At 69.2% G+C, this 14,274-nt stretch carries 15 protein-coding genes; 12 read left to right on the top strand and 3 right to left on the bottom strand.

Annotated features, from left to right (window positions below; all coding sequences use genetic code 11):
• The first annotated feature begins 117 nt into the window (after positions 1-117).
• The 10 genes from HMPREF1224_RS26410 (at position 118) to madM (ending at position 8,183) form a co-directional block, all read left to right on the top strand.
• Positions 118-699 carry an alpha/beta hydrolase gene (locus tag HMPREF1224_RS26410; protein WP_003145072.1) on the top strand — a complete coding sequence of 194 codons (582 nt, stop codon included), beginning with the start codon at positions 118-120 and terminating at the stop codon, positions 697-699.
• A gap of 110 nt (positions 700-809) precedes the next feature.
• Positions 810-2,474 carry a malonate decarboxylase subunit alpha gene (gene mdcA, locus HMPREF1224_RS26405; RefSeq protein ID WP_003111980.1) on the top strand — a complete coding sequence of 555 codons (1,665 nt, stop codon included), beginning with the start codon at positions 810-812 and terminating at the stop codon, positions 2,472-2,474.
• Positions 2,474-3,355: a triphosphoribosyl-dephospho-CoA synthase gene (locus tag HMPREF1224_RS26400; protein ID WP_003145068.1), complete on the top strand. Its 882-nt coding sequence runs from the start codon at positions 2,474-2,476 to the stop codon at positions 3,353-3,355. The genes mdcA and HMPREF1224_RS26400 overlap by 1 nt, the downstream gene beginning before the upstream one ends.
• A 1-nt stretch (position 3,356) precedes the next feature.
• Positions 3,357-3,656 carry a malonate decarboxylase subunit delta gene (locus tag HMPREF1224_RS26395; protein ID WP_003084001.1) on the top strand — a complete coding sequence of 100 codons (300 nt, stop codon included), beginning with the start codon at positions 3,357-3,359 and terminating at the stop codon, positions 3,654-3,656.
• The gene (locus tag HMPREF1224_RS26390; protein ID WP_003084003.1) at positions 3,649-4,512 is read left to right on the top strand and encodes a biotin-independent malonate decarboxylase subunit beta; all 864 of its coding nucleotides are present in this window, start codon (positions 3,649-3,651) and stop codon (positions 4,510-4,512) included. The genes HMPREF1224_RS26395 and HMPREF1224_RS26390 overlap by 8 nt, the downstream gene beginning before the upstream one ends.
• A complete protein-coding gene (mdcE, locus tag HMPREF1224_RS26385) occupies positions 4,509-5,315 on the top strand; it encodes a biotin-independent malonate decarboxylase subunit gamma (RefSeq protein WP_003112668.1) in 807 nt (268 codons plus the stop codon). The genes HMPREF1224_RS26390 and mdcE overlap by 4 nt, the downstream gene beginning before the upstream one ends.
• A 15-nt stretch (positions 5,316-5,330) precedes the next feature.
• A complete protein-coding gene (locus tag HMPREF1224_RS26380; RefSeq protein WP_010793566.1) occupies positions 5,331-6,023 on the top strand; it encodes a malonate decarboxylase holo-ACP synthase in 693 nt (230 codons plus the stop codon).
• The gene (gene mdcH, locus HMPREF1224_RS26375; protein ID WP_003112670.1) at positions 6,020-6,952 is read left to right on the top strand and encodes a malonate decarboxylase subunit epsilon; all 933 of its coding nucleotides are present in this window, start codon (positions 6,020-6,022) and stop codon (positions 6,950-6,952) included. Before HMPREF1224_RS26380 ends, mdcH begins: the two co-directional genes overlap by 4 nt.
• Before the next feature lie 56 nt (positions 6,953-7,008).
• A complete protein-coding gene (gene madL, locus HMPREF1224_RS26370) occupies positions 7,009-7,413 on the top strand; it encodes a malonate transporter subunit MadL (protein ID WP_003112671.1) in 405 nt (134 codons plus the stop codon).
• A gap of 5 nt (positions 7,414-7,418) precedes the next feature.
• Positions 7,419-8,183, top strand: a complete 765-nt coding sequence (madM, locus tag HMPREF1224_RS26365; protein WP_003084016.1) for a malonate transporter subunit MadM — start codon at positions 7,419-7,421, stop codon at positions 8,181-8,183.
• Between the two features lie 73 nt (positions 8,184-8,256).
• Here madM and HMPREF1224_RS26360 read toward each other — a convergent pair whose 3' ends face one another.
• The 3 genes from HMPREF1224_RS26360 to HMPREF1224_RS26350 all read right to left on the bottom strand — a co-directional run bounded on the left by HMPREF1224_RS26360 (position 8,257) and on the right by HMPREF1224_RS26350 (position 10,923).
• The gene (locus tag HMPREF1224_RS26360) at positions 8,257-9,186 is read right to left on the bottom strand and encodes a LysR family transcriptional regulator (protein WP_003084019.1); all 930 of its coding nucleotides are present in this window, start codon (positions 9,184-9,186) and stop codon (positions 8,257-8,259) included.
• Positions 9,187-9,373: 187 nt separating this feature from the next.
• On the bottom strand, positions 9,374-9,811 hold the full coding sequence (locus HMPREF1224_RS26355) for a hypothetical protein (RefSeq protein WP_003101914.1): 438 nt from the start codon (positions 9,809-9,811) through the stop codon (positions 9,374-9,376).
• Positions 9,812-10,002: 191 nt separating this feature from the next.
• Positions 10,003-10,923, bottom strand: coding sequence for a LysR substrate-binding domain-containing protein (locus HMPREF1224_RS26350; protein ID WP_003084035.1), 921 nt, complete (start codon positions 10,921-10,923; stop codon positions 10,003-10,005).
• Positions 10,924-11,273: 350 nt separating this feature from the next.
• Here HMPREF1224_RS26350 and HMPREF1224_RS26345 point away from each other — a divergent pair, with 350 nt between their 5' ends.
• A complete protein-coding gene (locus HMPREF1224_RS26345) occupies positions 11,274-12,764 on the top strand; it encodes an aldehyde dehydrogenase (RefSeq protein ID WP_003112672.1) in 1,491 nt (496 codons plus the stop codon).
• Positions 12,765-12,821: 57 nt separating this feature from the next.
• Positions 12,822-14,255: an APC family permease gene (locus HMPREF1224_RS26340; RefSeq protein WP_003084045.1), complete on the top strand. Its 1,434-nt coding sequence runs from the start codon at positions 12,822-12,824 to the stop codon at positions 14,253-14,255.
• The last annotated feature ends 19 nt before the right edge of the window (positions 14,256-14,274 follow it).

Genomic DNA, 14,274 nt, shown 5'->3' with positions numbered 1-14,274 from the left:
ATCAACTCGATTGGCATATATGTATTAATAGAATATTAAAATTGCTTTTTATTCCTTAGAGAAAAAAGGCTGCGCCCTTACACTTCCCTGGTGATGAATTTTTCTGGAGGGTTCTCCATGCACAGCGAACGCGTCCGTTATGTGTTGGTGCCCGGTTGGTACGGCTCGGAAGACGCCCATTGGCAAAGTCACTGGCAGCGCGCGCTGCCCAATGCCTCACGGGTCGAGCAACAGGACTGGATCACCCCGCTGCGCGCCGACTGGATCGCCGAGCTGGACGCCGAGATCCGCCGCCAGCCCGGGCCGGTGGTGCTGATCGCGCACAGCCTGGGTTGTGTGACAGTGGCGCTGTGGGCGGCCCAGGCCGAGCGCCGGGTGCGCGACCAGGTACGCGGCGCCCTGCTGGTGGCGCCGGCCGACGTCGAGCGCGAGAGCTGCGCCGAGGCGCTGCGCAACTTCGCGCCGATCAGCCGCGAGCCGTTGCCGTTCCCCTGCGTGCTGGTGGGTTCCGACAACGACCAGGCCTGCAGCCCGCAGCGCGCCATGCACCTGGCCCGCGCCTGGGGCGCGGAGACGGTGATCCTGCCCGAGGCCGGGCACATCAACGTGAAGTCCGGCCACGGCGCCTGGGAGGCCGGCTACCGTCACCTGTTCCGCTTGCAGTACCTGATCGACAGCCAGGCTCGTCGCCGCGCCTGATCCTCCAGATCGTTAACCTTGGCGTAACGGTTCGTCGCCCGGCTTGATTGAACAGGCCTGGCGGCCTGCCTAACGTGGCTCCTCACGACAGCGTGAAACCTGGAGCCGACATGACGACACCGATCTCTCCCCCGCCGCAGTGGTCGCGGCGCCGCCAGGAAAAGCAGCGGCGCCTCGAGCGCGTGCGCGGCCTGGCTGACGGCGCGGTGCTGCCGCGCGAACGCCTGGTCGCCGCGCTGGAGGCGCTGATCGCGCCGGGCGATCGGGTGGTGCTGGAAGGCAACAACCAGAAGCAGGCGGATTTCCTCTCCCGTTCGCTGGCGCGGGTCGATCCCGGCAAGCTGCACGACCTGCACATGATCATGCCCAGCGTCGGCCGCCCGGAGCATCTCGACCTGTTCGAACTGGGCATCGCGCGCAAGCTCGACTTCTCCTTCTCCGGCCCGCAGAGCTTGCGCATCGGCCAGTTGCTCGAAGACGGCCTGCTGGAGATCGGCGCGATCCACACCTACATCGAGCTGTACGCGCGGCTGGTGGTCGACCTGATCCCCAACGTGGCGCTGGTCGCCGGTTTCGTCGCCGACCGCGAAGGCAACGTGTACACCGGGCCGAGCACGGAAGACACCCCGGCGCTGGTGGAGCCCACCGCGTTCAGCGACGGCATCGTCATCGTCCAGGTCAACCGTATCGTCGACGACCCGCGCGACCTGCCGCGAGTGGATATCCCGGCGTCCTGGGTGGACTTCGTGGTCGAGGCCGACCAGCCGTTCTACATCGAGCCGCTGTTCACCCGCGACCCGCGCCACATCAAGCCGGTCCACGTGCTGATGGCGATGATGGCGATCCGCGGCATCTACCAGCGGCACAACGTGCAGTCGCTGAACCACGGCATCGGCTTCAACACCGCGGCCATCGAGCTGATCCTGCCGACCTACGGCGAGTCCCTCGGCCTGAAGGGCAAGATCTGCCGACACTGGACCCTCAACCCGCACCCGACCCTTATCCCCGCCATCGAGAGCGGCTGGGTCGAGAGCGTGCACTGCTTCGGCACCGAGCTGGGCATGGAGGGCTACATCGCCCAGCGTCCCGACGTGTTCTTCACCGGTCGCGACGGCTCGCTGCGTTCCAATCGGATGTTCTGCCAACTGGCAGGACAATACGCCGTCGACCTGTTCATCGGCGCTACCCTCCAGGTCGACGGCGACGGCCATTCCTCCACCGTCACCCGCGGACGCCTGGCCGGTTTCGGCGGCGCCCCGAACATGGGCCACGACCCGCGCGGCCGGCGCCACTCGACGCCGGCCTGGCTGGACATGCGGGGCGAACCCGAGGCCTTGCTGGAGCGCGGCAGGAAGCTGGTGGTGCAGATGGTCGAGACCTTCCAGGACGGCGGCAAGCCGACCTTCGTCGAGCGTCTCGACGCGCTGGAGGTGGCGCGCCAGACCGGCATGCCGCTGGCGCCGGTGATGATCTATGGCGACGACGTCACCCATGTGCTCACCGAGGAAGGCATCGCCTACCTGTACAAGGCGCGCTCCCTGGAGGAACGCCAGGCGATGATCGCGGCGGTGGCGGGGATCAGTCCGATCGGCCTGCGCCACGATCCGCGCGAGACCCTGCGGATGCGCCGCGAAGGGCTGATCGCGCTGCCCGAGGACCTCGGCATCCGCCGCACCGACGCCTCGCGCGAGCTGCTGGCGGCGAAGAGCATCGCCGAGCTGGTCGAGTGGTCCGGCGGGCTGTACCAGCCGCCGGCGCGTTTCAGGAGCTGGTGATGAACGCCATCGCGAACCTCGCGGCGACGCCGTGTGCCGACCTCGGCGAATGCCTGGCCGACCTGGCGGTGGACGCCCTCATCGACGAAGCCGAACTGTCGCCCAAGCCGGCCCTGGTGGACCGCCGCGGCAATGGCGCGCATGCCGACCTGCACCTGGGCCTGATGCAGGCCTCGGCGCTGAGCCTGTGGCCGTGTTTCAAGGAAATGGCCGACGCCGCCCAGCGGCATGGGCGCATCGATGCGCGCCTGCGCGGCGTCCTTGGCCAACTGGGGCGCGACGGCGAGGCGGCGATGCTGCGTACCACCGAAGGCGTGAACACCCATCGCGGAGCGATCTGGGCGCTCGGCCTGCTGGTCGCGGCCGCCGCTCTCGAACCGCGCCGCACGCAGGCCGGCGAAGTGGCCGCGCGCGCAGGACGCATCGCCCTGCTCGACGATCCGGCGGCCGCCATCGGCGACAGCCACGGCGAGCGCGTCCGTCGGCGCTACGGCGTCGGCGGCGCCCGCGAGGAGGCGCGTCTCGGCTTCCCCCGCGCAGTGCGCCACGGCCTGCCGCAGCTATGGCGCAGCCGCGAAGGCGGCGCTGGCGAGCAGAACGCCAGGCTCGATGCGCTGCTGGCGATCATGAGCATCCTCGACGATACCTGCGTGCTGCACCGCGCCGGCCGCGTCGGCCTCGCCGCGATGCAGGATGGCGCCCGCGCGGTGCTCGCCGCCGGCGGCAGCGCCAGTCTCGCCGGGCGTCGCCGCCTGTGCGAGCTGGACCGCCGCCTGCTGGCGCTGAACGCTTCGCCCGGCGGCGCCGCCGACCTGCTGGCCGCCTGTCTTTTCCTCGATCGCCTGCCCGCCGTGTCCGGTGGGTGGGCTGGGAGTCTCTGAGATGGAAACCCTGACCTTCGAATTTCCCGCCGGCGCTCCGGCGCGCGGTCGCGCCCTGGCCGGCTGTGTCGGCTCCGGCGACCTGGAGGTGCTGCTCGAGCCGGCCGCCGGAGGCGCGCTGAGCATCCAGGTGGTGACCTCGGTAAACGGCAGCGGCCCGCGCTGGCAACAACTCTTCGCGCGGGTCTTCGCGGCGTCCACGGCGCCGGCCGCGTCGATCCGCATCCACGATTTCGGCGCCACTCCCGGGGTGGTCCGCCTGCGCCTGGAGCAGGCACTGGAGGAGGCTGGCCATGACTGACGTCGCCCGCCTGCTGGCGCTGCGCAGCTTCACCGAACTGGGAGCGCGCCAACGCGCCCGCGCCCTGCTTGACGCGGGCAGCTTCCGCGAGTTGCTCGATCCCTTCGCCGGCGTGCAGTCGCCCTGGCTGGAACGACAGGGCATCGTGCCCCAGGCCGACGATGGGGTAGTGGTCGCCCGTGGCCTCCTCGACGGCCAGCCGGCGGTGCTCGCCGCCATCGAAGGTGCTTTCCAGGGCGGCAGCCTTGGCGAAGTCAGCGGAGCGAAGATCGCCGGCGCGCTGGAGCTGGCCGCCGAGGACAATCGCAACGGCGTTCCGACCCGGGCCCTGCTGTTGCTGGAAACCGGTGGCGTGCGCCTGCAGGAAGCCAACCTCGGACTGGCGGCGATCGCCGAGATCCAGGCGGCCATCGTCGATCTGCAGCGCTACCAGCCGGTGGTGGCGGTGATTGCCGGGCCGGTCGGCTGCTTCGGCGGCATGTCCATCGCCGCCGGGCTGTGCAGCTACGTGCTGGTGACCCGCGAGGCGCGCCTCGGCTTGAACGGTCCGCAGGTGATCGAACAGGAGGCCGGCATCGCTGAATACGACTCGCGCGACCGGCCGTTCATCTGGAGCCTCACCGGCGGCGAGCAGCGCTTCGCCAGCGGTCTCGCCGACGCCTACCTGGCCGACGACCTCGATGAGGTACGCACCTCGGTACTCGCGTATTTCGCCAAGGGCCTGCCGGCACGGCCGCGCTGCCGCCGCGCCGAGGATTACCTGCGGCGGCTGGGCGACCTCGATACCGCCGAGCAACCGGATGCCGCCGGCGTGCGCCGGCTGTACCAGGGGCTGGGCCAAGGAGATGCAACATGAGCCAACCGTTCGCTTCCCGTGGCCTGGCCTGGTTCCAGGCGCTGGCCGGTAGCCTCGCGCCGCGTCCCGGCGATCCTGCTTCGTTGCGCGTCGCCGATGCCGAGCTGGACGGCTACCCGGTGCGTTTCCTGGCCGTCGTGCCCGATCCCGACAATCCGTTCCCGCGCGCTCGCCAGGGCGAGGTCGGGCTGCTCGAGGGCTGGGGCCTGGCCGCCGCCGTCGACGAGGCGCTGGAGGCTGACCGCGAGGCGCCACGCAAGCGCGCGCTGCTGGCCATCGTCGACGTGCCGAGCCAGGCCTACGGCCGCCGCGAGGAGGCCCTGGGTATCCACCAGGCGCTGGCCGGGGCGGTGGATGCCTACGCCCGCGCCCGACTCGCCGGGCATCCGCTGATCGGCCTGCTGGTGGGCAAGGCGATGTCCGGCGCGTTCCTCGCCCACGGCTACCAGGCCAACCGCCTGATCGCCTTGCACGATCCGGGGGTGATGGTCCACGCCATGGGCAAGGCCGCCGCCGCGCGGATCACCCTGCGCAGCGTCGAGGAACTGGAGGCGTTGGCGGCGAAGGTGCCGCCGATGGCCTACGACATCGACAGCTACGCGTCGCTCGGCCTGCTCTGGAGGACCCTTCCGGTGGAGACCGTCGAGGTGCCGTCGACGGCGGACTTGGTGCGGGTCCGCACCTGCCTGGGCGAGGCCCTGGCCGATATCCTCGGCGGCCCGCGCGACCTCGGCGGCCGCCTCGGCGCGGCCAACCGCGAGGCGTCGGCGCGGGTGCGCCGGCTGCTGCGCGAGCAGTGGTGAATTCAGGAGCGAGCCGTGGTCATCGCGAACAGCTCACAGCGGGGCTCCAGCCGGCGACGGCTCGCTCCTGATCCGATGCGTCGCAGGGCAGGGCCGGAACCCCATGACTTGCTCCTGGGCATGGCGCCGGCGCATTTGCCGGAGAATGCTCCGGCCTGGGTCTGCGCGGCACTGAAGGCCGGCTGGCCGGTGGTGGTGCGCCGTGCGCCGGCAGATCCCGCGCGGGTGGCCATCGGCGTGCGCGGCCTGGCGCGGGAGCAGCGCTGGGCCGGCTGGATGCCGTTGGCGGCAATCACCCGGCGCTTGCGCCCGGAAGCGCTGGGCCAGCGCGAGCCGGCGATGCTGCGCGATCTGCCGGCCTGGCGTGCCTTGCGCGACCTGCGTGCGCCGCTGAACGCGCTGGGACTGGCCTGGGGCGTGACCGGCGGCGCCGGTTTCGAGCTGGCCAGCGGGGTCGCCGTGCTGCATCCGGACAGCGACCTCGACCTGCTGCTGCGCACCCCGCGCCCGTTCCCGCGCGATGACGCGCTGCGCCTGCTGCAGTGCTTCGAGCAGTGTCCCTGCCGGATCGACCTGCAACTGCAGACCCCGGCGGGCGGCGTGGCCCTGCGCGAATGGGCCGAGGGTCGGCCCCGGGTGCTGGCGAAAGGCAGCGAGGCGCCGCTGTTGCTGGAAGACCCCTGGCGGGTCGCGGAGGTCGAGGCATGAGCGTGCTGTTCGCCTATCCCGGCCAGGGCGCCCAACGTCCCGGCATGCTCGCGGCCTTGCCCGACGAACCGCCGGTGCGCGCCTGCCTGGAGCAGGCGGCGGACTGTCTCGGCCAGGCGCCGGCCGAACTGGAGAGCGCCGAGGCCTTGCGCGGCACCCGCGCGGTGCAGTTGTGCCTGCTGATCGCCGGGGTCGCCGCCAGCCGCCTGCTGGAGACGCGCGGGCATCGGCCGGGGCTGGTCGCCGGGCTGTCCATCGGCGCCTATCCGGCGGCGGTGGTAGCCGGCGCGCTGGACTTCGACGACGCGCTGCGTCTGGTGGCGCTGCGTGGCGAACTGATGCAGGCCGCCTGGCCCGAGGGCTACGGGATGAGCGCCATCCTCGGTCTCGAACAGGCGCAACTGGAAGCTCTGATCCTGGCGGTGCGGCGCGAGCACCCGCCGCTCTACCTGGCCAACGTCAACGCCGAGCGGCAACTGGTGGTGGCCGGCAGCGAAGCGGCTCTGGCCGCCCTCGCCGAACGCGCCCGTGCCGCCGGCGCCAGCGCGGCGAAGCGCCTGGCGGTGAGCGTACCGTCGCACTGTGCGCTGCTCGACGAACCGGCCGCGCGCCTGGCCGAAGCCTTCGCCGGCATCCGCCTGCATCGGCCGCGCGTGCCCTACCTGAGCAGCAGCCGGGCGCGCCTGGTCGCCGAACCGGCCGCGCTGGCCGACGATCTCGCCGGCAACATGGCGCGCCGCGTCGAGTGGCTGGCGACATTGCGCAGCGCCTACGAGCGCGGTGCCCGCCTGCATCTCGAGCTGCCGCCGGGACGGGTCCTCAGCGGTCTGGCGCGGCCTCTGTTCGGCTGCGCCACGCCGGCCTTCGAAGGCTCCCGGGCGGATACCCTGGACGCGCTGTTGCGCGAGGAGGAAAAGAGAACCCGATAAGCGTTCGTTCGAGGCATAAAAACAACAACATCGATCCGCAACCGAGGACAACAATAATGATTATCTACGGTGTCGCACTGCTGTCTCTGTGTACCCTCGCCGGGCTGTTCATCGGCGAGATCCTTGGCGTGCTGCTCGGCGTGCCGGCCAACGTCGGTGGCGTCGGCATCGCCATGCTGCTGCTGATCTTCGTCGGCAGCTACCTGGGCAAGCGTGGCCTGCTCTCGGCGAAGACCGAGCAGGGCGTGGAGTTCTGGAGCGCGGTCTACATTCCCATCGTGGTCGCCATGGCCGCCCAGCAGAATGTCCTCGGCGCGCTGAGCGGCGGGCCGGCCGCTATCCTCGCCGGCATCGCCGCGGTCGCCGTGGCCTTCGCCCTGGTCCCGCTGCTCGACCGCTTCGGCCGGAAGAAAGCCGAAGGCGCCCGGCCATTGAAACCGCGCACCAGCGTGCAGGGGTGAGCGCCATGTTCGAGTCCCTGAACAAAGTCATCAATGGCTACGGCCTGATCAGCGGCTTCGCCATCATCGGCGTGACCATGGCGGTGTCCTACTGGTTGTCGGCGCGCCTCACCCGCGGGCGCCTGCACGGCTCGGCGATCGCGATCTTCCTCGGCCTGGTGCTGTCCTACGTCGGCGGCGTCGCCACCGGCGGGCAGAAAGGATTGGTGGACGTGCCCCTGATGTCCGGTATCGGCCTGCTGGGTGGCGCCATGCTGCGCGACTTCGCCATCGTCGCCACGGCCTTCGGGGTGAATGTCGAGGAACTGCGTCGGGCAGGGGTTTCCGGGGTGGTGTCGCTGTTCCTCGGGGTCGGTTCGTCGTTCGTCGCCGGGGTCGCGGTGGCCATGGCGTTCGGCTACACCGATGCGGTCAGCCTGACCACCATCGGCGCCGGCGCGGTCACCTACATCGTCGGACCGGTGACCGGCGCCGCCCTGGGGGCCAGCTCCGAGGTGATGGCGCTGAGCATCGCCGCCGGGCTGGTGAAGGCGATCCTGGTGATGGTCCTGACGCCTTTCGTCGCGCCCTACATCGGCCTGAACAATCCACGTACGGCGGTGATCTTCGGTGGTCTCATGGGCACCTCCAGCGGCGTCGCCGGCGGCCTCGCCGCCACCGACCCGAAGCTGGTGCCCTACGGTTGCCTGACCGCGGCGTTCTATACCGCCATCGGTTGCCTGCTGGGGCCGTCGCTGCTGTATTTCAGCGTGCGCGGCCTGGTTGGGTGAGCGGGCTCGTCCGGGCACCCTCTCCCTGAAGGGCGAGGGTTGGGGAGAGGTCAGCGGGCTGGACTTCCGTCCGCTATCCCGCCGCCTCCTGCTCCAGGCGCAGGCTGTACATCCGGCACTCCGCGAGCAATGCCAGCAGGTTCGGGTCGCGCTCCTTGGCCTTGAGGAACACCACGCCGATGTGCTGCTGCAGGCGATAGCGCGGTTGCAGCGGGATCAGCCGCACGCGGTTCTCGTAGACCGCCTCGATGCGTTTGGGCAGCAGCGCATGGCCGACCCCCGAGCTGACCATGCTGAGGAGGGTGAATATGTCGTTCACCTGCATGGCGATCTGCGGTTCGAAGCCGGCCTGCTGGAACACCCGGGTGCCGTCCTGATGGGTGGCGAAGCCCTGGGTGAGCGTGACGAAGGGCGTGTCGCGCAGGGTGCTGAGATCGATCTCGGCGAGCCTGGCGTAGGGCGAGTCCACCGGCACGGCGAGGAAGATGTCATCGGAGAACAGCGGCAGGTGCTCGCAGTCGGGATCGCTGACGCTGTCGTTGAGCGACACCAGGATGGCGTCCAGCTCCATGTTCTTCAGCTGGTAGAACAGATCGACGTTGGAGCCGAGGATCAGGTCGATGTTCAGCGCGCTGCGTCGCAGCTTGAGGCCCATGATCAGTTGCGGCACGGTCTTCACCGTCAGCGAATAGAGCGCGCCGAGCTTGAAACGCTCGGCGGAGAAGCCGGCCGCCTCGCGGGTCAGGCGCACCGTGTCGAGCACCTCCTGGACCAGCTTCTGCGCGCGCTCCTCGAGCACGTAGGCGCTTTCCAGCGGGGTCAGGTTGCGTCCCTCGTGCTTGAACAGCGGGCAGCGCAGGGCGCTTTCCAGCGAGTGGATGGCGCGGTGCACGCTGACGTTGCTGGTGCCCAGTTCCGCCGCCGCGCGCGCCAGGTTGCCGGTGCGCATGAAGGCGAGGAAGGTTTCCAGCTTCTTGAGGGTGATTTCTTCGTCGATCAGCATCCGCGTTCCCCTGGCCGGTGGCGTCGGGGGATTGTGCCTGAGGTGGCGCGGGAGGGGTAAAAAGGGCCGTCATGTCCTAGCGCGTGGCGGAGCATGACGGCCTGGAAGCGCCTTGGGGAAGGCGGAGTTGCACTGACCGGATGGAATCCCGCTTCGGCAGCCTGAGCCGCCGATAGGCTAACGGAACTCAGCGGATGGAGCGGATGGTGCCCTTGCTGCCGGTGACCTTGACGTCGACCTTCTTGAACAGGAAGTAGTCGTTCACCGAAACCTCGTAGCGCGGCGCCACGATCAGGTCGGCATTGGAGTTCTTCACCGCCTTGAACGCGGCGGCGGCCTTGGCCGAGGACACCGGGTCGAAGGCGCCGAGGCTCAGGCCCGAGCCGCTTTCTGCGCCGTAGGTGACGCCGTCGGCGAACTGGCTGTCGCCGCCGAACTTGAGGAAGCCGAACAGGATATTGACCGAGGAGTCTCCGCTGATCGGCTCGCCGACGGCGACGTCGGCCTTGAGGTCGGTTTTCACCGCGCCGGCCACCGGGGCGATGGGCTGGCTGACGTTGTAGCTGGCGCAGCCGGTCAGCGAGGCCGCGGCGAACAGCAGGGCGGGCAACAGGAACTTCTTCATCTGACTCTCCATGATGATTCATCGATGAGGCGGCAGGCCCGAATGTCCATCGATCCCTGGGCGCTGCCGGACTGCCGGACCGGGGTGGTCCGGAGCGCCGGCCACCCTAGCAACGGAGGCTTTTTGCCACAGTCATCGGATTCGTCTTTGTCAGGAAGAAAATTCCTCTTGGAATGTCGGAAAGCTGAGGGTCAGTGCCGGCGCTCGGCAAGCTTGCCCAGTTGCTCCCGGCAGTAGTCGACGAACAATCGTGCCGGCTTGGTCAGTTGCGCGCGTTTCAGCCAGGCGGCGGCGAGCCCGGAGGTGGACACCGGCTCGGCGAGGTCGACCATGACCACCTTCTTGCCGTCGTAGGTGCATTCCGAATGCGGGCGGGTGACCAGCAGGGAGAAGCCGAAGCCCTGGCCGACCATGCCGCGCACCATCTCGATGGACGGCGAGCTGAAGGCGATGTTCGGCGTCAGGCCGAGTTCCTCGAACAGGCTGACGAAATAGGTGCGGCTGGGCTGCACGTCGAGCAGGATCATCGGTTCCAGGCACAGGTCGCGCAGCGACACTTGCGCCTGCCCGGCGAAGCGGTGCCCTTCGGGGAGCAGCGCGTGGGGTCGTTGCGGCGGCATCAGCGGCTCGGTCTCGATGGTCGAGTCGAGGTCGTGCTCGTAGAGGAAGGCCAGGTCGAAGCGCCCGGAGGTGAGGCCTTGCACCAGTTCCTGCTGCTCGCCGTCGCGTATGCGGATCTCCACCCCCGGATAGGCCTGGCGAAAGCCGGCGATCAGGCCCGGCAGGTAGAGCGGGGCGACCGTCTCGAAGCAGCCGATGTCGATCTGCCCGGCGATCACGTCGTTGTCGGCCAGGGCGTTCTGCTCGAACTCGTGGGCCATCCGCAGCAGTTCCTGCGCCTTGCGGTAGAAGCGCGCGCCGGCGGGGGTCAGCGACACGCCCTGGGCGTGATGGCGGATGAACAGCTGCACGCCGAAGCTTTCCTCCAGACCCTTCACCGCCGTGGAGATCGACGGCTGGGCGATGTACAGCTTGCGCGAGGCCTCGGCCACGCTGCCGCATTCCACGGTGGTCACGAAATACTTGAGTTGCCGCAAGGTATAGGACGCCACTGCAAGACCTCATCGGCGCATCATCCTCCCCGGGCCGGGCGTGTGCGCCTCGATTGTTGTGTCCGCCGCGCTGCAAGCAAGTTGCAGGCCGCTGCCGAGCGTCGCGGCGCTGGCCGCGACGACGATTGCCCGCCTGCACGATAACCCAGCACGACGCACTTTGCCGGGGCACGCCTGGCCAGCTTTTTCTTATGTCCCGAGGACATTTTTAATAATTTTCCTTCGCCGCGGCTTGCGCGACCATCCTTCCCCATCGACCCCATGGACAGCGGTCCGCCTCCCGGCGGTCCGGGCCATGCGTGCAGAACCACGACCGGCGCAGACCGGCGAGATAACAAGGAGAAGGTGGGGTGTTCGAACTCAGCGATTGGCAACGGCGCGCCGCGACACAGCGCTTCATCGACCAGGCCCTGATCGGCGGCCGCCAGCGTCCAGCCGCCAGCGGCGCTACCTTCGACGCCATCGATCCGGCGAGCAATCGCCTGCTGGCGCGGGTCGCGGCCTGCGATGCGGCCGACGTCGACGCGGCAGTGGCCGCCGCCCGCCGCGCCTTCGACGAAGGCCCCTGGGCGCGTCTCGCCCCGGTCGAGCGCAAGCGCGTGCTGCTGCGCCTGGCCGAGCTGATGCTGGCCCATCGCGAAGAGCTGGCGCTGCTCGACTCGCTGAACATGGGCAAGCCGGTGATGGACGCCTGGAACATCGATGTACCCGGCGCCGCCCACGTCTTCGCCTGGTATGCGGAAAGCCTCGACAAGCTCTACGACCAGGTCGCGCCGACCGCCCAGCAGACCCTGGCCACCATTACCCGCGTGCCGCTGGGGGTGATCGGCGCGGTGGTGCCGTGGAACTTCCCGCTCGACATGGCCGCCTGGAAGCTCGCCCCGGCCCTGGCCGCCGGCAACTCGGTGGTGCTCAAGCCGGCCGAGCAGTCGCCGTTCTCCGCCCTGCGCCTGGCCGAGCTGGCCCTGGAGGCGGGGGTGCCGGAAGGCGTGCTGAACGTGGTGCCGGGCCTCGGCGAGCAGGCCGGCAAGGCCCTCGGCTTGCACCCGGAGGTGGACGCACTGGTGTTCACCGGCTCCACCGAGGTCGGCAAGTACTTCATGCAGTATTCCGCGCAATCCAACCTCAAGCAGGTCTGGCTGGAGTGCGGCGGCAAGAGTCCGAACCTGGTGTTCGCCGATTGCCGCGATCTTGACCTGGCGGCGGAAAAGGCCGCCTTCGGCATTTTCTTCAACCAGGGCGAGGTCTGTTCGGCGAACTCGCGCTTGCTGGTGGAGCGTTCGATCCACGACGAGTTCGTCGAGCGCCTGCTGGCCAAGGCCCGCGACTGGCAGCCGGGCGATCCGCTGGACCCGGCCAGCCGCGCCGGCGCCATCGTCGACCGCCGGCAGACCGCCGGGATTCTCGCCGCCATCGAGCGGGCGCAAGGCGAGGGCGCGACCCTGCTCGGCGGTGGCCGCCAGTTGACGATCAACGGTTCGGACAACTTCATCGAACCGACCCTGTTCGGCGACGTACGCCCGGACATGCAGCTGGCCCGCGAGGAAATCTTCGGTCCGGTGCTGGCGATCAGCGCCTTCGACTCCGAGGACGAGGCCATACGCCTGGCCAACGACAGCCGCTACGGCCTCGCCGCCTCGCTGTGGAGCGACGACCTGCACCGTGCACACCGGGTGGCGCGGCGCTTGAATGCCGGAACGGTGTCGGTGAATACCGTGGACGCGCTGGACGTCGCGGTGCCTTTCGGCGGCGGCAAGCAGTCCGGCTTCGGTCGCGACCTGTCGCTGCATTCCTTCGACAAGTACACCCAGTTGAAGACGACCTGGTTCCAGTTGCGCTGAAGACGCGACGGACGCGACACGACTCGATGCCGATAACGACAACAAGAGGACGATCGAATGAACGACACGCCGAACGTGCGTGAGCCGGCCCTGCGCCGCGTGCTCGGGCTGGGACCGCTGCTGGCGGTGGCCATCGGCCTGGTGGTTTCCCAGGGCGTGATGGTACTGATGCTGCAAGGCGCCGGGACGGCCGGCCTCGGCTTCATCGTGCCGCTGGGAGTGGCCTACCTGCTGGCGCTGAGCTACGCCTTTTCCTTTTCCGAGCTGGCCCTGATGATTCCCCGCGCCGGTAGCCTGAGCAGCTACACCGAGGTGGCCATCGGGCATTTCCCGGCGATCCTGGCGACCTTTTCCGGCTACGTGGTGGTGGCGATGTTCGCCCTCTCGGCGGAACTGCTGCTGCTCGACCTGATCATCGGCAAGGTCTACCCCGGCGCGCTGCCGCCGATGCTGGTGGCCTACGGCGTGCTCGGCCTGTTCACCCTGCTCAACCTGCTCGGCATCGACATCTTCGCGCGCCTGCAGAGCGCGCTGGCGCTGCTGATGATGATCGTCCTGCTGGTGCTCGGCCTGGGTGCGGTGAGCAGCGACCACGCTTCCGCGCAGACCGCCCTGGCGAGCGGCTGGAACCCGCTCGGGGTAAGCGCCCTGGCGCTCACCGCGATGGCCGTGTGGGGCTTCGTCGGCGCCGAGTTCGTCTGCCCGCTGGTGGAGGAGACGCGGCGTCCGGAGCGCAACATCCCGCGTTCGATGATCCTCGGCCTGAGCATCATCTTCCTGACCATCGCCCTCTACTGCTTCGGTGCGCTGCTGTGCATCCCGCAGGCGGAACTGGCCGGCGACCCGCTGCCACACTTCCTCTTCGCCAACCGCGTGTTCGGCGAGTACGGCCAGCTGTTCCTGGTGATCGCCGCGATCACCGCCACCTGCAGCACCCTCAACTCGTCGCTGGCGGCGATCCCGCGGATGCTCTACGGGATGGCGCAGAACGGCCAGGCCTTCCCGCAATTCAAGCAGCTCAGCCGGCGGGCGCGCACGCCCTGGGTGGCGGTGCTGTTCGTCGCCGCGATCACCGGCCTGCCGATCCTGATCCTCGGCCAGGACCCGGACTCGATCAACCTGCTGCTGCTCGCCGCCGCGCTGGCCTGGCTGCTGGCCTACATCATCGCCCACGTCGACGTGCTGGCCCTGCGCCGTCGCTATCCGCACATCGCCCGTCCGTTCCGCACGCCGTTCTACCCGCTGCCGCAACTGTTCGGCATCGCCGGGATGATCTACGCGGTGGTCCACGTCTCGCCGACCCCGGAAATGACCGGACGGATCTTCGCCAGCGCCGGCGTGGTGCTCGGCGTGGTCTCGCTGGTGGCGGTGGTGTGGATCAAGGGCGTGATGCGCAAGCCCCTCTTCGTACCCGAACCGCTCGAGACGGCCGGTGAGACTGCCCAGGGCAAGTCCGTCGCCCTCGATCCCCTGCAATCCCCTTCGGCCTGACGCGCCAAGGGAACAAGGA

Source organism: Pseudomonas sp. P179 (assembly GCF_000478485.2).
GTDB lineage: Bacteria > Pseudomonadota > Gammaproteobacteria > Pseudomonadales > Pseudomonadaceae > Pseudomonas > Pseudomonas aeruginosa.
The sequence above is the reverse complement of the archived record's forward strand: the minus strand, read 5'-3'. Positions and strand labels throughout refer to the sequence as shown.